Here is a 21335-nt window from a genome sequence, read left to right as displayed (position 1 = left end):
CAGCTTTGCCCGACGCTGGAACGCAGGATGCTCCGGCATCCGTCGTTCCAGCTTCGGGTAATACCGTGTATCACGGTGATAACCTCTCCATCCTTGGCACCCTGCCCGATCAAAGCTTCACCTTGATCTATGTGGACCCGCCGTTCAACACCGGGCGCAAGCAGACCCGTGCCCAGCGCACCATGGTTCGCGCTGCCGAAGGCGAAGGCGACCGCACCGGATTCAAGGGACGCGAGTACAACACCGAGCTGGGGATCGCCCGTTCGTATCACGATACCTTCGACGACTACCTCAGCTTCATCGAGCCGCGGCTACGCGAGGCCCACCGCCTGCTGGCCGAGGACGGCACGCTCTATGTGCACCTCGACTACCGCGAGGTGCACTACGTGAAGGTGCTGCTCGATGGGATTTTCGGCCGGGACTGCTTCCTGAACGAACTGATCTGGGCCTACGACTATGGTGCCCGCGCCAAGAGCCGCTGGCCGGCCAAGCACGACACCATCCTGGTCTACGTGAAGGATCCGAAGAAGTACCACTTCGATTCGGCTGAGGTGGACCGCGAGCCGTATATGGCTCCCGGCCTGGTCACCCCGGAGAAGCGCGCCCTGGGCAAGTTGCCGACCGATGTCTGGTGGCACACCATCGTCTCGCCGACCGGCAAGGAAAAGACCGGCTACCCGACGCAGAAGCCCGAAGGCGTGCTGCGCCGGATTGTGGCCGCGTCGTCGCGCCCCGGCGATTGGGTGCTGGACTTCTTTGCCGGCTCAGGCACCACCGGTGCGGTGTCCGCGAAGCTGGGACGCCAGTATGTGCTGATTGACCAGAACCCCGAGGCCATCGAGGTGATGAAGGCTCGTTTGCCTGGAAGCACCAGCTATATCGAGGCTTGAGTTCCGGTCCCCTGGGCAATAATCCTATGCAGCATTTCCGGCTCGGTGAGATTCTCGCCGAGCCGGTTCAGCTTTCCGGTGCCGTGGTAGTCGGAAGATCCGGTGACAATCAGATCGCGATCGGCGGCCAGCTTGAGCAACCAGGCCTTTCCCTCGGCGGTATTGTCCCGGTGGTGCGCTTCGACCCCCGCTAGCCCGGCATCGATCATCTCGTAGAAGGTGGAATCGGGAACTACCCGTCCGCGTGCAGAGGCCTTGGGATGCGCGAACACCGGAACGCCACCGGCTTCCCGCACCAATTGCACCGCAGTGGCAGGATTCACCGCTGGATGCGAAACGTAGTAGCGCGAACGCGAGGAGAGGATGTTGGCGAACGCTTCATTGCGGTTATCCACCACCCCCGCAGTCACCAGCGCATCGGCAATATGCGGGCGGCCCACGGTTGAACCCGGCAGGCAATGCTCCCCCACCAGATCCCAGCTGATCGGATAGTCCTCGGCCAGCAGGTCGACAATGCGGCGGGCACGAACGATCCGCGAGTTCAGCGCAATATCCAGCTCATCGAGCAGCGGCTGGTAGGTGGGGTCATGCAGGTAGCTGAGCAGATGCACGCTGATGCCGTGGGTATCCTGGCAGGTGATTTCCATGCCCGGTATGAATCCCAGTCCCAGCTTCCCGGCTTGCGCCGCGGCTTCGGCCCAACCGGTGGTCTGGTCATGATCTGTCAACGCCACGACATCCAGGCCCGCAACCGAAGCGGCGCGCATGAGCTCGGCCGGAGTTTCAGTTCCGTCGGACACATTGGAGTGGGTGTGCAGGTCGATTCGCATATGCCTAGGTTATCCCCTGCGCTGATTCTTTGCTGGGATACAGCTGATGGTGACACACTTGGAACATGACCAATCAAGATTCATCTGCACCAAGCACTGATCAGCCGTTGGAAGACCGCGTGAACAACCGTTCCCAGCGTCCAACGTCCAAGGCATTCCAGGACTTCATGGCCTCCTCGTGGGCGCAAGACACTTCTGATCTGCCAGAACAAGATGCCGCTGCCAGCTACGCAGCCGCTCGCCGTGCCAAGCTCTCGGAGAATTTCCCCGGTGAGCGCATCGTCATTCCGGCAGGCCCGCTCAAGGTCCGCTCCAACGACACGGACTACCGTTTCCGCCCTCATTCTGCGTTCGCCCACCTGACCGGCCTGGGCGTCGACCACGAGCCCGATGCCGTACTGGTCATGGAACCGACCGATGACGGCGTGGGCGAGCACGGCTCCAACCACGTTTCCACCCTGTATTTCGCGCCGATGGCCGGCCGCGACACCACCGATTTCTATTTGAATTCGCGTTCCGGCGAATTCTGGGTGGGCCCGCGCCCAACCCTGTCCTCGCTGTCGGCGCGCACCGGGATGCCCACCGATTCGTTGGAACAGCTGGAAATCGCGATCACCAAGAATTCCGGCCCGCAGGCCCTGGGCGGCATCCGCATCCGTCTGGTGCGCGAGGTGGATCTGAACATCGAGGCGCTGGTGGATACCTCGCGCATCAACACCGGCCAGGACCTGGAAGCCAGCGATGCCCTGGATACCGAGCTGGCCGAGTTCGTTTCCGAGCTTCGCCTGGTCAAGGACGCGTACGAAATCGCCGAACTGCGCAAGTCGGTTGCCGCGACCATCAACGGCTTCGAAGACGTGGTGCGCAACCTGGACAAGGCCGTCGCGCACGAACGCGGCGAACGCGTTGTCGAAGGCGCGTTCTTCGCCCGCGCCCGGCTTGAAGGCAACGAGCTGGGCTACGACACCATCGCTGCCTCGGGCAACAACGCCACCATCTTGCACTGGATCCGCAACACCGGAACCGTCAAGCAGGGCGAGGTGCTGCTGCTGGATGCAGGTGTCGAGGCCGAATCCCTGTACACCGCAGACATCACCCGCTCGCTGCCGGTGTCCGGCAAGTACACCGAGGTGCAGCGCAAGGTCTACCAGGCCGTGCTGGATGCCGCCGATGCCGCCTTCGCTGCGGCCAAGCCGGGCCTGAAGTTCCGCGACCTGCATCTGGTGGCTACCCGCGTTTTGGCTGAGCGGCTCTCCGAGTGGGGCATCTTGCCGGTATCTGTGGAAGAAGCCATGGATCCAGAGGGGCAGCATCACCGCCGCTGGATGCCGCATGGCACCAGCCACCATCTCGGTCTGGACGTGCACGACTGCGCCCAGGCACGCGCCGAGCTGTACCTGGATGCCGAGCTGGAGGAGGGCATGGTCTTCACCATCGAGCCCGGACTCTACTTCAAGGACGAGGATCTGGCGATCCCCGAGGAGTACCGCGGCCTGGGCGTGCGCATCGAGGATGACATCCTGGTCACCGCCGATGGCGCCGAGAACTTGAGCGTTGCCCTGCCACGCAAGCCTGAGGAAGTTGAAGCGTGGATGGCTAGGTTGCGCGGCTAATTCGTCCCGCAGCGTTAACCAGCGAAAGGCATGGGCGCAGTTACCGAGGTAACTGCGCCCATGCCTTTCTTTGGCCTAGCTGGTCCCTATGCTTCAGGATCCTTGCGAGGCGCTGGTTCCTGGACCGGGGCCTGAGGCTGCTGCGAAGTATCCACTCGCGGCTCTACCTGCGACAGGTCCTGCGTGTCCTTGGCCTCGGCGGCCGGTGCTTGCGCTTCGTCCTTGGCTGGCTGCTCGACCGGCTCAACTGGCGCAGCTGGCTTGGCTTCGTTGACGCGCACGCCATAGCGGGGACGCCCATCGGGCAGGTCGGGGAACTGCGAGCTGCGCTCTTCCTCGGCGGCCGGCTGCGCAGGCGTGGCCGGCACTGCGGCGGCTGCCTGGGCCGACGGTGCGGCAGCTGCGGCAGGCTGCTGCTGCGGGGCTTGGGCAACTGGTTGCGCAGGTGCCTGCTGCGGACGCATGGGCAGCTTGGAGGCCAGGATGCGGGCCGACTGCGCATGCTCGAAATCCACCACCACGTCAAAGCTGGTGGCCACGAACTGGCTGGAGGACGCGAAATCGCGCTTGCCGCGACGGGTCGAATAGCTGATCACGCCGGCGATCATCCAAATAGCCATGCCCAGGCCGATGGCGGAGAGAATCTGGTACAGCCCGTTGCCGCCACCGCCGAAGAGGGTCAGGAGCAGGCCGACAAACAGGCCCATCATGCCGCCCTGGGCCGCGCCAGCCAGCGCCACGCGCGGGTAGGAAAGTTTCGCGGTGACTCGCTCCACGGTGCGTACGTCATTGCCGACGATGCTTACCGCGGCGACCGGGAAATCATTATCGGCCAGGTAATCCACGAGCTTCTGCGCGTCGAGATAGCTGGTGTAACGTCCAAGCAGTTCTCCGCGCGGCAGGCCGCTGGTGCTAATCGAATTTACTCCATGAGGCGAGGTCATAACTATATTGTGCACAGGTTTACTGTGAGCCTGCCTAGTTGTGAAGCAACTATCGCTGAGGGTGAAAGAAACAGCACTGGCCCTGTGGCTTTGCACACCGGGAACGGGGCTGAAACGCGATAGTCTAGGAGGGTGAGCGCACAAGTGTCTAAAATCTTCGTCGCCCGGCTGCTCGGGCTTGATGTCTTTGACCCCTTGGGCGACCGCTTAGGCCGCTTGCGCGATGTCGTGGTGGTCTCCCGCGGCCCCAAGAAACCCGCCGCCTGCGTGGGCTTGGTCGTCGAGGTCCCCGGCAAACGGCGGGTGTTCGTTCCGATGACCCGCATCCAGTCCATGGAAGCCAACCAGGTGATCTGCAACGGCCTGGTGAACATGCGCCGCTTCCAGCAGCGCGGCCAGGAAATTCTGGTTGTCGCCGAAATGTTCGACCGCACCATCACCTTCGTTGATGGTTCCGGTCGCGGTGTCATCGAGGACATCGGTTTGGCGCAGACCCGTCGCGGGGACTGGGAAATCAACGAATACTATGTCCAGCGTGGAGAACCGACGGCCAATTTGCTGGGACTGCGTTCGCGCCGCCGCAACAAGGTGCTGGTCTCCTGGGACGAGGTCAGCCACGGTTCGAAGAATGAACCGCAGTCCGCTGACACCTTCGTGGCCGCCCACGATGAGATGAAGCCTGCCGACTTTGCTGACGCCCTGCATGAAATGAATGAGAAGCGCCGCCTGGAAATCGCGGCCCATCTGCAAGATGAGCGCCTGGCCGACGTGCTCCAGGAACTTCCGGACCGCGAGCAGGTGGAGATCCTCTCCGCCCTGGGCCTGGAACGTGCCGCGGACGTGCTTGAGGAAATGGACCCGGATGACGCGGCCGACCTTCTGGCTGAAGTCAGCGAAGAGACCAAGCACCAGCTGCTGGATCTGATGAACGAGGAAGAGGCCAAGGATGTCCGCCGCTTGCTCGCCTACCCGGAAGGTACCGCCGGGTCGATCATGACCCCGGTTCCGGTGATTCTCACCCCTGAATCCACGGTCGCTGAAGCCCTGGCCTCGGTGCGCCTGGAGGAATTGAGCCCGGCGCTTGCTTCGACCGTATATGTGGTGCGCCCGCCGCTGGAGACGCCCACGGGACGCTACCTGGGCCAAGTCCACATCCAGGCGCTGCTGCGTGCCGCTCCCCCGGAGCCGCTGGGCGATATCCTTGATACGGAGCTGGAGCCCATGTCGGATCTGGCCAACATCACCGAAGTGGTTCGCCATTTGGCCACCTACAACCTCACCAGCGTAGGCGTGACCAACAAGGAAGGCCGGCTTGTAGGGGCCATCACCGTGGATGACGTGCTGGACCACATCCTCCCGGATGACTGGCGTTCCCAAGACTAGCCAACGCCCCACCCACCCATCAGCAGCAAAGGAGTTCCAGCTATGGCTGAGCAGCGCAAGAGTAACGGCCTGGATACCCCGCTTGCAGCACGACAACGCTTCTGGCCCCGGTTCTCCCCGAACCCCGACCTCTTTGGTTCGGCCACGGAGAAGTTCGCCCGCTTCATGGGCACCCCTACCTTCCTGCTGTACATGACGGTGTTCTGCGCCTTCTGGCTGATCTGGAACTCGGTCGCCCCGATCAATTGGCGTTTTGACGATGCCACCATCGGCTTCACCGCGCTGACCTTGATGCTCTCCTTGCAGGCCTCCTACGCGGCTCCGCTGCTCCTGCTGGCGCAGAACCGCCAGGATGACCGCGACCGCGTCTCGCTGACCGAGGACCGCGCCCGTGCTGAACGCAATCTGTACGACACCGAGTACCTGACCCGCGAGCTGGCTTCCCTGCGCTTGGCACTGCGCGATGTTGCCACCCGCGACTACGTGCGTTCCGAACTGCGCAATGTGCTTGAAGAGCTGCTGGAAACCTCTGATGGCGAAGAGCTGCACCTGCGCGCGAAGAAAAAGGGCGGCAATAAGAATTCGCACCCGCAAACCGGGATGATCGAAACCGTCAAGCCCCAGCAGGGCCAGCACCGGAAGAGCAAATAAGCATTGAGCACCACGCCAGAACTCCTAGCCGCCCTCGCAAAGGTCAACGACCCGGAGCTTCGCCGGCCGATCACCGAATTGGGCATGGTGGAATCAGCTGTCCTGGCCGATGGCACCGCCAAGGTCAAGATCTTGCTGACCATCGCCGGTTGCCCTATGCGCTCCACCATCGAGGAAGAGGCCACCGCGGCCCTGCTGACCGTAGCAGCGGTGCAGCGCGTTGAGGTGAGCCTGGGCGTCATGGATCCGCAGCAGCGCGCGGAGCTGCGCGAGTCACTGGCCAGCCGCCGCACCCCGTTCTCCGATCCTGCTTCCCTGACCCGGGTGATCGCTGTGGCCAGCGGCAAGGGCGGCGTGGGCAAGTCGTCGATTACCGCGAATCTGGCCTGCCAGCTAGCCTCCCAGGGTTTGAAGGTCGGCCTGATCGACGCCGATGTCCATGGTTTCTCCATTCCCTCGCTGATGGGTATTTCGCAGAACCCCACCCGGGTTGATGACATGATCCTGCCGCCGGTGGCGCACGGAGTGAAGGTCATTTCCATTGGCATGTTCCTGGATTCCAACCAGCCGGTGATCTGGCGCGGCCCAATGCTGCACCGGGCCCTGGAGCAGTTCCTCTCGGATGTCTACTTCGGGGACCTGGACTACTTGTTGCTGGACCTGCCGCCAGGCACCGGGGACATGGCCATCTCCGTGTCCCAGCTGCTGCCCAATAGCGAGCTGCTGGTGGTCACGACTCCGCAGTCCACGGCTACCGAGGTTGCCGAACGCGCCGGCACCATCGCCTTGCAGACCCATCAGAAGGTGATCGGGGTGGTTGAGAACATGAGCTTCCTGCAGCTGCCCGACGGGTCGCGCATGGAGGTCTTCGGTTCCGGTGGCGGTGCCAAGCTCAGCGAATCGCTGAGCCAGCAGCTGGGCTACCCTGTTGGGATGCTGGCCCAGATTCCGCTGGAAGAGTCCGTACGCGTGGGTTCGGATCATGGCCAGCCGGTAGTGCTCAGCACCCCGGGGGCACCGGCCGCGGCAGCGATGCGTGAATTGGCCGGGAAATTGGAACAGCGACCGCGCGGGCTTGCCGGGCGATCGCTGCCGATGTCTTTCTGAGGACTTCTGGGCCTAGGTGGCTTCTGAGTCGAAGGGTGCCGGTTCGTTGGCGCCCAGCTGCAGCTGCTGCGCGGTAGCCGAAGGGACCGCGGTGCGCACCGGTGCTGGGGCCACGGTCTTGGCTGGAGAACCCTTTGCGGCATTCACGGCGTCGTCGAATTCATCGACAAGCGCCTCCTTGATGATTCGACGTGGATCATACTGGCGCGGGTCCAGCTTCTTCCAGTCGATGTCGGCAACCTCGTCGCCTACTTCCTCGCGCAGCTGCTCCTTGGCGCCATTGGCCATGCGCCGCACTTCCTTGACCAGGTTCGCTAGCTTTTTGGCGTACTCAGGAAGCTTTTCGGGGCCCAGAATAACGACCGCCAGCACGGCGAGAACGATAAACTCGCCACCATTAATACCAAAAAGATCCACGTAAGAAGATTACCTTGTTCCAGTGCCACTAACGAAGTCACCGCGCCACGCCAACGGTGAACACGCGATGAACGGGGTTAGCTGGCGGCGCGCAAGCCTCGCGGGATGCGCGGCAACGACATGGTCTTTGCAGGGCGGTTGGCTGGATTGCGGTGAGCGAGCGCATCACGAAGCATGGCGCGGCCACGGTGGATGCGAGAACGCACGGTCCCGAGCTTGACATCCAGGATGCGTGAGACTTCCTCGTAGGAGAAGCCTTCCATATCGCACAGGACAATAGCGGCACGGAACTCCGGCGACAACGCACGCAGGGCTTCTTGCACGTCGACATCCAAGTTGTTGAATTCGAAATAGCGTTCCGGGGTTACCGCGGTACCGGGCATCCGGTCTTCGGATCCCTCGGCGAAACGGTCGAAGCGGATCTTGCTCTTGCGCCGAGCCTGGTCCAGGAACAGGTTGGTGGTAATGCGGTGCAGCCATCCGCCCATGGTTCCGGGGGTGTAATTTTCCAAGGCTTTGAATGCGCGAACGAATGCCTCCTGCGAGAGGTCCTCGGCATCTTGGCGGTTACCAGTCAAACGGTAGGACAAACGGAAGACCCGTTGCCCATGTTCTTGGACCATCTGATCCCATGTCGGAGTCGTGGTTTCGGCAGTCACCGTAGAAGAAACTGTTTCACTTCGTGCATTGTTCACACTCCAAGTATGAAATGGGAAGCTGAGCTGAAGCTAAGAATACCCTGCGCGAGAACCTCCAAGTTCAACAACTTCAGGTAACGACGTAGGTACGATGGGAACTGGCCCCGCCAATTCAACCCTTGAGGACCTCCGCCGATGCCATCGATGAATCCAGAACTCTTCGCGAGCTGGACCTACACCCAGAACCACGTCAACGAACCAGAGCATGTCGCCCCGGTTCGCGAACGTGCGGAAGACCTGGGCGTGCGCTGCATCGATCAGGCCGGCCGCTCGATGCTGCAGATGCTCTGCACCCTGCGCCAGCCGCGCAATATCGTGGAGATCGGATCCGGTGTGGGTGTCGCATCGCTGGCGATGCTCGAGGTCATGGGCAACGCCATGACGTTGACCGCGATTGAATCGGATCTGGAGCACGCCAACGCGATGCGCCAGGGCCTGCGCGATTCAGGCATCCCCACGGCCCGCGCCCGCATTATCAATGAGCGCGCAGAGAACGTGCTCTCGCGCTTGGCCGACCACGCCTACGACCTGGTACTCATCGACGCCGGCGCTGAGCTGCTGCTCGAGTACGTGGCCGAGGCCAAGCGGCTGGTCGGAACCGGCGGGGTGATCATAGTGAACAACGCCTACGACGAGCACCGCCTGGCCAAGCCCGCGGTTCGCCGCCCCTCCACCGTCACGACCCGAGATGCGCTGCGCATGCTGCGCGAGGACCCGCGCTTGCAGACCCACCTGTTCCCTACCGAGCAGGGCCTGTTTGTGGCCACTGTCCTTCCCGCCAAGGCCGCGACCCGCCTCTAGCGGCTGATTTCGGGAAAAACAAAGGACCGACATTTCTGTCGGTCCTCGATTGCCGCACCAGCAACCCGTGCGGCCAAAGCTAGAACTTGGGCAAGCTTACTCAGTTACCTTGAGCAGGCACTCACGCAATTCGGTTGCCTCGTCGTTGTTCAACTCGACTACCAGTCGTCCGCCTCCGTCGATTGGCAGGCGCAAGATGAGGCTGCGGCCTTCCTTAGCGACTTCCATTGGTCCATCACCGGTGCGTGGCTTCATAGCAGCCATTAAGCTGTTCCCTTCGTCTGTGGCTAACGCATGCACTGGCGCTTGCCGTGCATACAACCGAATGCCTAGTCCATCCTCAGCAAGGATTCCCTGCTGAGTTGGGACACTTATCTTTTATTATTACTAATTTTCGCCCGTGTCGCTAATCACACGCCGTGACTCAAGGTCACGAACCGTATTCTCCAGCTCGGTAATTTCTGCCGCGAGGACATCGAGCACCTCATCCACCTGGTCGCAGCGGTAACCGCGCAAGCCCAAGGAGAAGCGAACTTTCTCCACATCTTCAGCGCGCGGATTCTTGGCCAGCAGCACCGGCGGCAACGAAGCCTGGTGCTCTACCAATCCCGTGATGGGCTCCCCAGTGGATTCGAAGTGGCGACCTGCCGGTACATTCTTCCGCTGGCTGGACAGCAGCAGCGCAACAGCACCCACCAGCAATACTGCGATGGCAACAAGGAGGAACGGCATCGCCTACTGCCCCTTCGCCAGGTCGCCGACCTTCAGGTTTTCTTTATGCGCACGCAGCACCAGATCCACCGCTTCATCAGGATCATCGGTGATAGTGAACAAGTCCAGATCACCGGGCGAAATGGTGCCTTCAGCAACGAGCGTCTTGGTCATCCAGTCCACCAGGCCGCCCCAGTATTCGGTGCCCACAAGCACAATCGGGAAGCTGGTGATCTTCTTGGTCTGGACCAAGGTCAATGCTTCGAACAGTTCGTCCAGGGTGCCAAAACCCCCGGGGAGCACGATGAAGCCCTGCGAGTACTTCACGAACATCGTCTTGCGCACGAAGAAGTAGCGGAAGTTCAGGCCCTTGTTGACCCAGGCATTCAGTCCAGTTTCAAAAGGCAGCTCAATGCCCAGGCCTACGGAAACGCCGTCCTTGTCAGCAGCTCCCTTGTTGGCCGCTTCCATGGCGCCGGGGCCGCCACCGGTGATGGTAGTGATGCCTTCCTCGGCCAAGCGGCTGCCGACACGCTGGGCCATCGCATAGTACGGGCTGCCTGGATCCGTGCGCGCGGAACCGAAAACCGCGATGGCAGGACCGGTGCCGGCCATATTTCCAAAGCCGGAGACGAATTCCGATTGGATTCGCAACACGCGCCACACGTCGCTATGCGTGACATCGACCTGCGGGCTTTCCAGAAGATGGTGGTCAAGCTGATCTTCCGGTTGCTTTCCTGGCCAGCTCGCTTCGATGTGGCGCTTTTGCCCGACCCGGGCATTTTCTTCACTCTTACGCTGATGAACCATAGCTTCACTCTATCGGTTACTCCTGCGCATCTTCGGATGTGACCTACCGCGGATTGGAGAACAGTTTGATAACAACTAGGTGTGACATGGTCGACGGGTCGCGTAGTCGCCGTCACATCAAGTAATGTCTACAACATGAAAAGCGATCATCAGGCTCAAGCTTCTTCTGAAGGCCCTATCGTCCAGCTGACTGGGGTCAATAAGCACTACGGTGCGCTGCATGTGCTCAACGGCATCAATCTCGAAGTGACCAAGGGCGAGGTCGTTGTGATCCTCGGCCCGTCGGGCTCGGGCAAGTCCACGCTGTGCCGCGCCATCAACCGACTGGAAACCATCGACGAAGGCACCATCAAGATTGATGGCAAGACCCTTCCCGAAGAGGGCAAGGCACTGGCCAATCTCCGGGCCGATGTCGGCATGGTCTTCCAGTCCTTCAACCTCTTTGCCCACAAGTCGATCTTGGAGAACGTGACCCTCGGTCCGATGAAGGTCAAGGGCATGAAGAAGGATGAGGCCAAGAAATTGGCGATGCAGCTGCTGGAGCGTGTGGGCGTGGCCAATCAGGCCGGCAAACTGCCCGCACAGCTTTCTGGCGGCCAGCAGCAGCGTGTGGCGATCGCCCGCGCACTGGCCATGAAGCCGAAGGTGATGCTTTTCGACGAGCCAACCAGTGCCCTGGACCCGGAAATGATCAACGAGGTTCTGGACACCATGGTGGGTCTTGCCAAGGAAGGCATGACCATGCTCGTGGTCACCCACGAGATGGGCTTCGCCCGCAAGGCGGCGGACCGCGTGATCTTCATGGCCGACGGCCAGATCGTCGAGCAGGCCACTCCTGAGGAATTCTTCACCAATCCCAAATCCGACCGTGCCAAGGATTTCCTTGGCAAGTTGATCACCAACCACTAATTTCATCATCACGCATCCAATAGGAGGAACAATGCGCAAGACTCGTTTCGGCACTGTAGCCGCAATGGCCGCCGTCGCAGCCCTGGCCCTGACTTCATGTGGCGGCTCCGGCGACAGCGAAGCCGACGGCGACAAGATCCGCATCGGCATCAAGTACGACCAGCCGGGACTCGGCTTCAAGGACGGCGATAACTACACCGGTTTCGACGTTGACGTCGCCAAGTACGTAGCCAGCGAACTGGGCTACACCGAGGACAAGATCGAATTCATTTCGGCACCGTCGGCCAACCGCGAGACCATGCTGCAGAACAACCAGGTTGACATGATCTTCGCAACCTACTCGATCACCGATGAGCGCAACAAGGTTGTCGACTTCGCTGGTCCATACTTTGTCGCCGGCCAGGACCTGCTGGTTCCATCCGACTCGGATATCGCCGGCCCAGAAGACCTCGATGGCAAGAACCTGTGCTCGGTCACCGGTTCCACCTCGGCCCAGAAGGTCAAGGACAACTACGCCCAGAACACCAACCTGCAGGAACTTCCGGGCTATGCAGAGTGCACCACCCAGATGAGTGGCGGTACCATTGACGCGGTTACCACCGATGACATCATCCTTGCCGGCCTGGCTGCGCAGCCTGCCTACAAGGGCAAGTTCAAGGTTGTCGGCGCGCCATTCACCGAAGAGAACTACGGCGTGGGCCTGCCTGATGGCACCGACAAGTGCGGCGACATCAATGCGGCAATCACCAAGATGATCGAGTCCGGCGAGTGGCAGAAGGCCCTGGACAAGAACACCGAAGGCACCGGTTACAAGCCGAACGCTGAAACCAACCCGCCAACCCTTTCGGATTCCTGCGCCTAGCAGCATCTGATGCGATGGGGGCCAAACGCAGCGTGTTTGGCCCCCATCTGCAATCTGCGTTTCCCAGGTACCAGCTAATGCAGGTACCGGACCCATAGCCGCTTGGCCGGTTTTCCGGCCATCGAGACAGAGGCTTGCAGTGGAGAATTACTTATCCATATTCACTGAGTACGACATTCCCGGAGCTTTCTGGGTCAATATCCAACTAACTTTCTGGGCTGCCATTGGCGCCCTCGTGCTGGGCACCATCTTGGCCTTGCTGCGCATCTCCCCCGTGGGGAGCTTCCAGGCCCTGGGCACCAGCTACGTTAACCTGATTCGCAATACCCCGCTGACCATCATCATCCTGTTCTGCGTGCTGGCCCTCTACGGCCAGCTCGGATTCGTGCTCAGCAGCGATTTCCAGGGAAACTTCTTCCGCCTCGCCGTCCTTGGCCTTGCGGTTTACCACGCGGCGTTCGTGTGCGAAGCGATCCGCTCGGGCGTGAACACGGTTCCCCTGGGACAGGCAGAAGCTGCTCGTGCCATCGGCCTGAGCTTCTTGCCCGCAGCGCGCTTGGTGATTCTGCCGCAGGCCTTCCGCGGCGCGATTGTCCCCTTGGGCAACACCTTGATCGCCTTGATCAAGAACTCCACCGTCGCAGCGGTCGGTTCGGTTGCCACGGAATCCTCCTCGGTCATGAAGACCATGATTGAGTTCCGCGCAGATATCGTGATCCCGATCTTCTTGACCTTCGCAGTGGGCTTCGTGATCATCGTCATTCCGGTGGGCCTGTTGACTACTTGGGCTTCTAAGAAACTGGCGGTGGCACGATGAGCGCGTCGATTCTTTTTGATACTCCCGGGCCAAAGGCCCGCCGCCGCATCTTGGCGGTAAACATAGTCGGCGCCTTGATTGCCTTGGGCATCGTGGCGTGGATCGTCCTCGGCCTGGCCGCCAAGGACCAGATGCAGCCTTCGCAATGGGATGACTTCATCGAAGGCAGCACCTGGAAGAACTACCTGCTTCCGGGCTTGTGGAACACCACCAAGGCAGCAGTCCTGGGCATCATCGGCTCGGTGATCTTCGGCCTGATCTTCGGTGTCGGCCGCTTGGCGCAGAATAAGCTGATCAACGGAATCTCCACCGTGATTGTCGAATTCTTCCGCGCGGTACCAGTGCTGCTGATGATCGTGTTCTTCAACGTCTTCTTCTCCCGTTCCCTGCAGCTGTCAGGTGATACGGCGATGTGGGCCGTGGTCGCGGCGCTGATCTTCTACAACGGCTCGGTCGTTGCGGAGCTGGTCCGTTCCGGCGTTCACAATCTGCCCAAGGGACAGCGCGAGGCAGGCATAGCGATCGGCCTGACCCGTGGCATGTCGCTGCGCCACATCGAGATTCCGCAGGCGCTGGTCGCCATGCTGCCGGCGTTAATCGGCCAGTTCGTTGTGATCTTGAAGGACTCGGCTTTGGGCTACATCATCAGCTTCAACGAGTTGCTGTTCTTCGCCCGCACCTACTCCTCGCCTAACGGCAACGTCCTGCAGGCGCTGATTGTGGCGGCAGCCATCTTCATCATCATCAACTTCACCTTGAGCAAGATTGCCGTGATTGTCTCGCGCCGGCTGAGCAGCCGGGTGAAGAAGGAGAAGAATGCCCCGGCCGGCCCGGCCGCAGCCATAGTCGGCGCCCCAGCCGGCCTCGACGTGCCAGCGCCACAGGATCCTTCCGATCCCAAGGCCTAGCAGCTGAAACAAAAAAATCTCCGTACCGCATGATTCGCGCGGTACGGAGATTTTTTGTCTCTTCAAAGGCTGATCATCCCAGCCTCGCTAGCCCAACCAAGTACGCAGGGTCTGCAGGCAATCGCGGATGGCCTGCTGCGGCACATGCTCATCATCGCTGTGCGCCAGCAGCGCATCGCCCGGGCCGAAGTTCACGGCAGAGATGCCCAGGGCGGAGAAGCGGGAAACATCGGTCCATCCGTACTTCGGCTTCGGTTCCTGGCCCAGTACCTTGATCAGGTCTGCGGCGATCTCCTGGTCCAAACCGGGTTTGGCGCCATCAGCGCCATCGGTGCGTTCAATGTCGAAGCCGTCGAAAAGCTCAAGGACCACGGCTTCAGCTTGGGCCAGTGTCTTGTCCGGAGCGAAGCGGTAGTTCACTTCCACCTCGCAGTAATCGGGAATCACGTTGCCGGCAATGCCGCCGGCAACACGGACCGCGTTCATGCCTTCACGGTAGTCCAAGCCCTCAACGGTGATGGTCCGGGGCTGGTAGGCAGCCAAGCGCTGCAGGATCTCCCCCGCATCGTGGATCGCGTTATGCCCCATCCATGCACGTCCCGAGTGGGCTGCCTTGCCGCGGGTGCGGATGACGAAGCGGCTGGTTCCGTTGCAGCCGCCTTCGACGGTGCCGTCGGTCGGTTCCAGCAGGATCGCGAAGTCGGCCTCCAAGAGTTCCGGGCTGTTCTTGGCCAGGCGGCCCAGACCGGATTTGGCTGCTTCTACTTCCTCGTGGTCGTAGAAGACGTAGGTGATATCGTATTTGGCCTCGGTCAGTTCTGCAGCCAGCGCAAGCTGCACGGCGACCCCGCCTTTCATGTCCGTGGCACCACGGCCATAGAGCACCCCGTCGATGACTTCTGCGGGCACGGTGCCCTTGGCGCCCTCGGTGCGCGGCAAAGGCACGGTATCGAGGTGCCCGGCCAGCACGACGCGGCGTTCGCGGCCGAAGTTGGTGCGCGCTACGATGGCGTCCTGGTCCCGGTGCACATCAAGGTGCGCCTGCTTCCGCAGCGCCTGGTGCACCTTGTCGGCCAGCTCTTGCTCGTTGCCGGAAACGGATTCAATGTTCATGATCTGCTCGGTAAGCAGGGCAACGTCTTGCTGCAGGTCCAATTCGTTCACGGCTGGCTACGTCCTGAGTCTCTAGCTTCACTTTTTTGTCATTTATCAACGTTACTCCGGGCAACAAAGATACGATCAGTGTATGACTTCAGAATCTGTGACATCCAGCGAATCATCTGTCCGTTTAGCCTCAGCCCATGGCCTGGCAACGGTCGCATCCGATGGAACGATCCTTGATGTTTGGTACCCGGCTCCAGTCTTGGGCGAACTCGCCAAGGCTGAAGGGCTCTCCGGTGAACTCGCTGCCGCCGCGCAGGACGATGCAGCCCGCGGCACCACCCAGAAGGTCGTTTCACTGACCATTAATCTTGATGTAGCACCAGCTGACACCGCCGATGTGTGGCTGCGCCTGCACCTGCTCTCGCACCGTCTGGTCCAGCCGAACAGCATCAACCTCGACGGCATCTTCGGCCACCTCGCCAATGTCGTGTGGACCAACTTCGGGCCTTGCCAGGTAGAGGGCTTCGAGGTGACGCGCTTGAAGCTGCGCGCCCGTGGAGCGGTCACCGTGTACGGCGTGGACAAGTTCCCGCGCATGGTCGACTACGTGGTCCCAGCCGGCGTACGCATTGCCGACGCTGGCCGCGTGCGCCTCGGCGCACACCTGGCCGAAGGCACCACCGTCATGCATGAAGGATTCGTCAATTTCAACGCCGGCACCTTGGGCACTTCGATGGTGGAAGGCCGCGTGTCCGCTTCGGTCGTTGTCGGCGATGGTTCGGATGTCGGTGGCGGCGCCTCGATCATGGGCACCCTCTCCGGTGGCGGCAAGGAGCGCATTGTCATTGGCGAACGCGTACTGCTGGGCGCCAACGCCGGTGTAGGCATTTCCATCGGTGACGACTCGGTAGTGGAAGCTGGCCTGTACGTGACTGCCGGCACCCGAGTGGTTCTGGGCGAGAAGCAGGTCAAGGCGCTGGAGCTTTCCGGCGTGCCGAACCTGCTCTTCCGCCGCAATTCGATCACCGGCGCCGTTGAGGCGTTGCCGCGCGCCGGCCAGACCGTAGAGCTGAACAGCGCACTGCACGCCAACTAGTTCTTGCCCTGCAATCCAACTGGCAGATCACGGAAGTGATCTGCCAGTTTTTTATTGCTCGGCTATCCGCCGGGGAAGATGATGGTCACCATCGGCTGGATGAAGCCGTGGAAGGCCTTGGAGTCGCGTAGCAGCGACGTACTGGCAACGATGGTAGCCGTGCCGGTCAGCCATGCCCTGGGCTCGTCCAGGGGCACGTCAATGAGCTGGATTTCCTGGCGGGTGGATTGCATGCCGTGCTCCACCCCGTGGTCGATGAGGATTCTTTCCAGCTCATCCATGCGGTGCGGCACGTACTTGCCACTGTTTTCTGCAAAGTCCTGGGCATGCTGCTGGGCAAAAACCGTGGCCTGGCCGTAGTGCGCGCGGGCCAGCCGGGCCAGGGCCGGGTAGCCGTCGTCTTGAAGCCGTTCAATCAGTGCATCGCTGGCCGCCGGCTCCTTGGCCGGCGCTATTGCGGTCAGCGAATCCCACCAGGAGCTCCATTCCTGCTTGAGCTGTCCATGCGAGTCGTCGATCTTGTTGCGGTTCTTGATATTGGAAGCCAGCCGGCTATTGGGTCCGGCCTCCGCGGGGTGGACGCCTGACAGTTCGCGCAGGTACAACGCCATCAGCATATTCTGATTGGTATTTATGGCTAGCGACCAATTATTTCCACGACGTTGGTACATGCATACCACCTGACTCTTCGGCACACTTGTCGTTCCCTCTGCCTCATAGGATACTCCCGAAGTACCGCTTAAAACAGGGAAGGACCTGTCGCCCCACTTGTGTGGGAAGACAGGTCCTGCCGCCGGGATCCGGAAACTCGCCCTAGGCCTGGTAGCCGGGATAGTCGCGAGCGGTTTCACCCATGTACAGCTGGCGTGGGCGGCCGATCTTCAGCTCTGGGTCCTTGATCATTTCGCGCCACTGTGCGATCCAGCCTGGCAGACGGCCGATGGCGAACAGCACGGTGAACATCTTCTCCGGGAAGCCCATTGCGGTGTAGATCAAGCCGGTGTAGAAGTCCACGTTCGGGTAGAGCTTGCGCGAGATGAAGTACTCATCATTCAGCGCAGTCTCTTCCAGCTTCATCGCGATCTCAAGCAGCTCGTTCTTGCCCTGCTTTGCCAGCAGGTCGTGAGCGGTCTTCTTGATGATCTTGGCGCGTGGATCGTAGTTCTTGTACACACGGTGGCCGAAGCCCATCAGGCGTACGCCGTCTTCCTTGTTCTTGACCTTCTGCATGAAGTCTTCTGGGGAGATGCCGGAGGACTGGATCTCGCGCAGCATCTTCAGCACGGCTTCGTTGGCGCCGCCGTGGGCTGGGCCGGACAGTGCATGGATACCTGCAGAAACCGAAGCGAACATGTTGGCTTCGGAGGAACCGACCAGGCGCACGGTGGAGGTGGAGCAGTTCTGCTCGTGGTCAGCGTGCAGGATCAGCAGCAAGTCGAGGGCCTTGACCACATCCGGATCCGCAAGGTAAGGCTCGGCAGCGGTGCCGAAGCACAGGCGCAGGAAGTTCTCGACCATGTTCATCGAGTTGTCCGGGTACAGCAATGCCTGGCCGATGGACTTCTTGTGCGCGTACGCAGCCAATACCGGCAGCTTTGCCAGCAGGCGCAGGGTCGAACGCTCAACCTGTGCGTCATCCTTCGGATCCAGCGAATCCTGGTACCAGGTCGACAGGGCCGAAACAGCCGAGGACAAGACCGGCATCGGGTGCGCGTCGCGCGGGAAGCCGCCGAAGAAGCCCTTGAGCTCTTCGTGCAGCAGGGTATGGCGGCGCAGCGAATTGTCGAACTCGGCCAGCTGATCAGCAGTCGGCAGTTCGCCGTAGATCAGCAGGTAGGTTACCTCGATGAAGCTGGACTTCTCGGCCAGCTGCTCGATTGGGTAACCGCGGTAGCGCAGGATGCCCGCGTCGCCGTCGATGTAGGTAATCGCGGACTTGGTAGCCGCGGTGTTCATGAAGCCGGGATCGTAGGTCACGTTCCCGGTAGTCTTCAAAAGTGGGGCTACGCCAAATCCGTCATTGCCCTCTGCTGCCTGAATTACTGGCAGCTCGAGGTTGGATTCTCCAAAGTGTAGCTGTGCAGATGTGGTATCTGTCATTGCATCTCCTAACCGGAAAGCGTGTAGTTCCGAAAGGTCAGTCGTCACCGTAGAACATACCGCGATTTGACCCATTCAAGCTAATTAGGGTGTCATCTTCACCGGTTGGCGGAAGAATTCAACCGTTCAACGGCAGCCGCGATCCGCTCATCGGAGGCGGTCAAGGCCACGCGTACATGGCGTTCCCCCGCGGTGCCGTAGAAGACGCCAGGACCGGCAACGATGCCCAGTTCCGCCAGCGCCCCGATGGTTTCGAAGCTTGGCCGCCCAGCGGTGCACCACAGGTACAGTCCTGCCACCGAATCATCGATGGCCAAGCCGAAGTTCTCCAGCGCTGGCCGCAGCATGGCCCGGCGTGCCCGGTACAGCTCGCGCTGCGCCGCAACATGCTCGTCGTCATTCAATGCCACCACCATGGCGTGCTGGATTGGACCGGGCACGATCATGCCCGCATGCTTTCGACTGTTGACCAGAGTTGGCATCAGGTTCGGGGCGCCGGCAACGAAAGCGGCGCGGTATCCGGCGAGGTTCGACTGCTTGGACAGCGAGTACAGGGCGAACAGGTCATCGAGGTTTCCTCCGTTGACCGCCGGGTCCAGGATGCTTGGCACCTGGCCCTCGTATTCATCCCATCCCAGTTCGGCGTAGCACTCATCGGAGGCCACGACGGCACCCATCTCACGCGCCTGGGCCACGATGCTTGCCAGCTCGGCAGTAGCACGGACCTTGCCGGTCGGGTTGCCTGGCGAGTTGACCCAGATGAGCTTCACGCGTTCACGCTGCTCAGCAGTCAAATCCGAAAGGTCGTCGGTGGCGATGGGGGTCGCGCCAACCAGCTGGGCGCCGATGTCATAGGTGGGGTAGGCGATCTCTGGACGTACCACTATGTCGCCGGCACCCAGGCCCAGGAACAGCGGCAGCCATGCCACCATTTCCTTGGAACCGACCGTTGGCATGACATCATCGGTGCTCAAACCGGTGACATTGCGGCGACGGGCGAACCAGTCGACGATGGCCTGGCGAACTTCAATGGTGCCGTGCGTGGTCGGGTATCCGTGCGAGTTCGCCGCCTCGGCCAGCGCCTGCTGGATCAGTTGCGGCGTGCCATCGATCGGCGTGCCGATCGACAGGTCCACGACTCCCCCCGGATGCGTGGATGCTTGCTCGCGGTATGGGGCGAGCTGGTTCCAGGGGTAATCGGGGAGCTCAAGCATAAAAGTGAAAACCTAGCCTTGGTTCTGTGGTGGCAAGGCGCTGATCAGTGGGTGGTCAGTGCCGGTGTTACCAATTTTAGCGGCGCCGCCCGGGGATCCAAGTTCGTCGAAAAAGTCGACGTTTGCCTTGTAATAGTCGGCCCATTCATCCGGCACGTCATCTTCGTAGTAGATGGCTTCAACGGGGCAGACAGGTTCGCAGGCGCCGCAGTCAACGCATTCATCCGGGTGAATGTAGAGCGAGCGCTCACCTTCATAGATACAATCTACCGGGCACTCTTCGACGCACGCCTTGTCTTTAACGTCGACGCACGGCTGAGCGATGATGTAAGTCACGAGGGCCGAGACCTTTCCTTGCACTGGGTGGTTTCAACAGGAGCTAGTGGTTTCCTCAGATGCTCTTTGAATCCTTTACCAGCTCAAACTACAGTCTAGTCCTGATACCCATGCATCGGACCGCCCATTGGCTCGCTGTGACGTAATCGACCATTCACATTTCAGCTTCCCGGGGTCCAGATGAATTCTTCTTACGAAAAGATGACGCTTCCAAATGCTTAATTTCAGTGATGTGACGCCCGGTGAACGGCTTGTTGTCCGCTACCGCTTGGCCGACGGCCGGGCCGGTGAGCATTTTTCCGATGCACTGGGCGAGCTGCAGGAAGTGACGGAGGAATCGGTGAGCATCCAAACCCGGGCTGAACTGGTATGCATCCCCCGCGCGGCGATCACTCACGCCAAGCGGGTACCGCCGGCTCCGGCGCGCCGCAGGCCCCGTGCCCCTCGCACCGAGTAGCAGCCTGCAAGCCGTGCAATTTTCCTGCTTCCAGGTGTTGCTGCCGCGGGCACACCCATACCGCTTGGGACGACATGTGATTTGAAACTGCCAATCACTCAGCGCTTTTCGCGTATGCTGTTTCCATGCCCTCCGATAAACTTGTCCAATCGCGAGCACGAGCCCTCAGCTCCCCGCTGAGGCTTCGCATCTTGCGCTTGTGCCTGCATGAGTCACGAACGAACAAGGAAATTGCGGACATTCTCGATTTGAATCCCGCCACCTCCTTGCATCACGTGCGAACCCTGGTCAGCAACGGTTACCTCGCGGCAGAAGAATCACGCCGAGGCAACCGTGGCGCCAAAGAAGTGCCCTACCGCAGCACCAAGCAGTCCTGGGGCACGCGCATTCCCGACGCGGCCCCCATGCTGGTGGACACCTTCCTGCAGGAAATCGAGGGACTTGATCCCCAGGAGATACAGGTAATTCGTTTGGGCCTGAAGCTCAATGAGGAAAGCCAGAAGGATCTCATGAGCCGGCTGCGCGCTGTGATTGAGGACTACGCGATGCGAGATCCGGATCCAGATGGCGTTGCCACCTCGTTGTTCTTGGCCCACCACCTGGATATCACCGGCAATGCGCGCAAAGACCAGTAGCCTGCTTTTCGCCTAATTAAACACAGAAGGAGCTCTTCCCGT

Annotated in this window: 25 protein-coding genes; 13 read left to right on the top strand and 12 right to left on the bottom strand. The window is 61.0% G+C overall.

From position 1 onward, the window contains the following. Positions 1–5: 5 nt before the first annotated feature. Positions 6–890: a site-specific DNA-methyltransferase gene (locus tag ACIOU9_RS02385; RefSeq protein WP_105657678.1), complete on the top strand. Its 885-nt coding sequence runs from the start codon at positions 6–8 to the stop codon at positions 888–890. On the opposite strand, the gene ACIOU9_RS02380 is transcribed toward ACIOU9_RS02385, so the two are convergent. After that, the gene (locus ACIOU9_RS02380; protein WP_133833698.1) at positions 875–1720 is read right to left on the bottom strand and encodes a PHP domain-containing protein; all 846 of its coding nucleotides are present in this window, start codon (positions 1718–1720) and stop codon (positions 875–877) included. The genes ACIOU9_RS02385 and ACIOU9_RS02380 overlap by 16 nt on opposite strands. Before the next feature lie 65 nt (positions 1721–1785). Here ACIOU9_RS02380 and ACIOU9_RS02375 point away from each other — a divergent pair, with 65 nt between their 5' ends. Beyond that, positions 1786–3333 carry an aminopeptidase P family protein gene (locus ACIOU9_RS02375; protein ID WP_133833697.1) on the top strand — a complete coding sequence of 516 codons (1548 nt, stop codon included), beginning with the start codon at positions 1786–1788 and terminating at the stop codon, positions 3331–3333. Between the two features lie 86 nt (positions 3334–3419). Here ACIOU9_RS02375 and ACIOU9_RS02370 read toward each other — a convergent pair whose 3' ends face one another. After that, complete coding sequence (locus ACIOU9_RS02370) at positions 3420–4277, bottom strand: general stress protein (RefSeq protein WP_208294236.1); 858 nt, start codon at positions 4275–4277, stop codon at positions 3420–3422. A 132-nt stretch (positions 4278–4409) separates the two neighbouring features. On the opposite strand from ACIOU9_RS02370, the gene ACIOU9_RS02365 reads away from it, so the two are divergent. Genes ACIOU9_RS02365 through ACIOU9_RS02355 form a run of 3 tightly spaced genes read left to right on the top strand, consistent with a single transcriptional unit; the run spans position 4410 to position 7418 of the window. After that, the gene (locus tag ACIOU9_RS02365; RefSeq protein WP_105657522.1) at positions 4410–5660 is read left to right on the top strand and encodes a magnesium transporter MgtE N-terminal domain-containing protein; all 1251 of its coding nucleotides are present in this window, start codon (positions 4410–4412) and stop codon (positions 5658–5660) included. Between the two features lie 42 nt (positions 5661–5702). Beyond that, a complete protein-coding gene (locus ACIOU9_RS02360; protein WP_105657523.1) occupies positions 5703–6311 on the top strand; it encodes a DUF1003 domain-containing protein in 609 nt (202 codons plus the stop codon). A 3-nt stretch (positions 6312–6314) separates the two neighbouring features. Beyond that, a complete protein-coding gene (locus ACIOU9_RS02355) occupies positions 6315–7418 on the top strand; it encodes an Mrp/NBP35 family ATP-binding protein (protein WP_133833696.1) in 1104 nt (367 codons plus the stop codon). 12 nt (positions 7419–7430) lie between these two features. Here the strand turns inward: ACIOU9_RS02355 and ACIOU9_RS02350 are convergent, their stop codons facing one another. After that, complete coding sequence (locus ACIOU9_RS02350) at positions 7431–7835, bottom strand: sec-independent translocase (RefSeq protein ID WP_133833695.1); 405 nt, start codon at positions 7833–7835, stop codon at positions 7431–7433. Between the two features lie 77 nt (positions 7836–7912). Continuing rightward, the gene (sigE, locus tag ACIOU9_RS02345; RefSeq protein WP_105657526.1) at positions 7913–8530 is read right to left on the bottom strand and encodes an RNA polymerase sigma factor SigE; all 618 of its coding nucleotides are present in this window, start codon (positions 8528–8530) and stop codon (positions 7913–7915) included. A 138-nt stretch (positions 8531–8668) separates the two neighbouring features. Here sigE and ACIOU9_RS02340 point away from each other — a divergent pair, with 138 nt between their 5' ends. Further along, complete coding sequence (locus ACIOU9_RS02340) at positions 8669–9334, top strand: O-methyltransferase (protein ID WP_105657527.1); 666 nt, start codon at positions 8669–8671, stop codon at positions 9332–9334. Between the two features lie 96 nt (positions 9335–9430). On the opposite strand, the gene ACIOU9_RS02335 is transcribed toward ACIOU9_RS02340, so the two are convergent. The 3 genes from ACIOU9_RS02335 to ACIOU9_RS02325 form a co-directional block, all read right to left on the bottom strand. After that, positions 9431–9598 (bottom strand): DUF3117 domain-containing protein, encoded by a 168-nt coding sequence (locus tag ACIOU9_RS02335; RefSeq protein WP_013349509.1) that lies wholly within the window; start codon positions 9596–9598, stop codon positions 9431–9433. A 123-nt stretch (positions 9599–9721) separates the two neighbouring features. Further along, on the bottom strand, positions 9722–10066 hold the full coding sequence (locus tag ACIOU9_RS02330; RefSeq protein ID WP_105657528.1) for a DivIVA domain-containing protein: 345 nt from the start codon (positions 10064–10066) through the stop codon (positions 9722–9724). A 3-nt stretch (positions 10067–10069) separates the two neighbouring features. Then, positions 10070–10855, bottom strand: coding sequence for a TIGR00730 family Rossman fold protein (locus ACIOU9_RS02325; protein WP_105661516.1), 786 nt, complete (start codon positions 10853–10855; stop codon positions 10070–10072). A gap of 177 nt (positions 10856–11032) precedes the next feature. On the opposite strand from ACIOU9_RS02325, the gene ACIOU9_RS02320 reads away from it, so the two are divergent. The 4 genes from ACIOU9_RS02320 to ACIOU9_RS02305 all read left to right on the top strand — a co-directional run bounded on the left by ACIOU9_RS02320 (position 11033) and on the right by ACIOU9_RS02305 (position 14351). Beyond that, positions 11033–11764: an amino acid ABC transporter ATP-binding protein gene (locus ACIOU9_RS02320; protein WP_181148852.1), complete on the top strand. Its 732-nt coding sequence runs from the start codon at positions 11033–11035 to the stop codon at positions 11762–11764. Positions 11765–11795: 31 nt separating this feature from the next. Continuing rightward, positions 11796–12626, top strand: a complete 831-nt coding sequence (locus tag ACIOU9_RS02315; protein WP_105657531.1) for a glutamate ABC transporter substrate-binding protein — start codon at positions 11796–11798, stop codon at positions 12624–12626. A 139-nt stretch (positions 12627–12765) separates the two neighbouring features. After that, positions 12766–13443: an amino acid ABC transporter permease gene (locus ACIOU9_RS02310; RefSeq protein ID WP_105657532.1), complete on the top strand. Its 678-nt coding sequence runs from the start codon at positions 12766–12768 to the stop codon at positions 13441–13443. Then, entirely contained in the window at positions 13440–14351 is a 912-nt protein-coding gene (locus ACIOU9_RS02305) for an amino acid ABC transporter permease (RefSeq protein WP_105661517.1), read from the top strand. Before ACIOU9_RS02310 ends, ACIOU9_RS02305 begins: the two co-directional genes overlap by 4 nt. 87 nt (positions 14352–14438) lie before the next feature. Here the strand turns inward: ACIOU9_RS02305 and dapE are convergent, their stop codons facing one another. Further along, positions 14439–15515 (bottom strand): succinyl-diaminopimelate desuccinylase, encoded by a 1077-nt coding sequence (gene dapE, locus ACIOU9_RS02300; protein ID WP_105661518.1) that lies wholly within the window; start codon positions 15513–15515, stop codon positions 14439–14441. Between the two features lie 82 nt (positions 15516–15597). Between dapE and dapD the strand changes: the two genes are divergently transcribed. Continuing rightward, on the top strand, positions 15598–16551 hold the full coding sequence (dapD, locus tag ACIOU9_RS02295; protein WP_105657535.1) for a 2,3,4,5-tetrahydropyridine-2,6-dicarboxylate N-succinyltransferase: 954 nt from the start codon (positions 15598–15600) through the stop codon (positions 16549–16551). Positions 16552–16613: 62 nt separating this feature from the next. On the opposite strand, the gene ACIOU9_RS02290 is transcribed toward dapD, so the two are convergent. The 4 genes from ACIOU9_RS02290 to fdxA all read right to left on the bottom strand — a co-directional run bounded on the left by ACIOU9_RS02290 (position 16614) and on the right by fdxA (position 20201). Next, positions 16614–17162 carry a hypothetical protein gene (locus ACIOU9_RS02290; protein WP_133833694.1) on the bottom strand — a complete coding sequence of 183 codons (549 nt, stop codon included), beginning with the start codon at positions 17160–17162 and terminating at the stop codon, positions 16614–16616. Positions 17163–17364: 202 nt separating this feature from the next. After that, positions 17365–18651, bottom strand: a complete 1287-nt coding sequence (locus tag ACIOU9_RS02285; RefSeq protein ID WP_105657537.1) for a citrate synthase — start codon at positions 18649–18651, stop codon at positions 17365–17367. A gap of 98 nt (positions 18652–18749) precedes the next feature. Continuing rightward, a complete protein-coding gene (dapC, locus tag ACIOU9_RS02280) occupies positions 18750–19865 on the bottom strand; it encodes a succinyldiaminopimelate transaminase (protein ID WP_105657538.1) in 1116 nt (371 codons plus the stop codon). A 12-nt stretch (positions 19866–19877) separates the two neighbouring features. Next, complete coding sequence (gene fdxA, locus ACIOU9_RS02275) at positions 19878–20201, bottom strand: ferredoxin (protein ID WP_013349521.1); 324 nt, start codon at positions 20199–20201, stop codon at positions 19878–19880. 214 nt (positions 20202–20415) lie between these two features. On the opposite strand from fdxA, the gene ACIOU9_RS02270 reads away from it, so the two are divergent. Beyond that, the gene (locus ACIOU9_RS02270; protein WP_133833693.1) at positions 20416–20658 is read left to right on the top strand and encodes a hypothetical protein; all 243 of its coding nucleotides are present in this window, start codon (positions 20416–20418) and stop codon (positions 20656–20658) included. 125 nt (positions 20659–20783) lie between these two features. Next, positions 20784–21293 carry a helix-turn-helix domain-containing protein gene (locus ACIOU9_RS02265; protein WP_105657540.1) on the top strand — a complete coding sequence of 170 codons (510 nt, stop codon included), beginning with the start codon at positions 20784–20786 and terminating at the stop codon, positions 21291–21293. The last annotated feature ends 42 nt before the right edge of the window (positions 21294–21335 follow it).

Origin of the sequence: Glutamicibacter sp. NPDC087583 (genome assembly GCF_044743685.1) — a bacterium.
Taxonomy (GTDB): Bacteria; Actinomycetota; Actinomycetes; order Actinomycetales; family Micrococcaceae; genus Glutamicibacter.
Note: the sequence above shows the minus strand (reverse complement) of the source record. Positions and strands in the feature narration are given on the sequence as shown.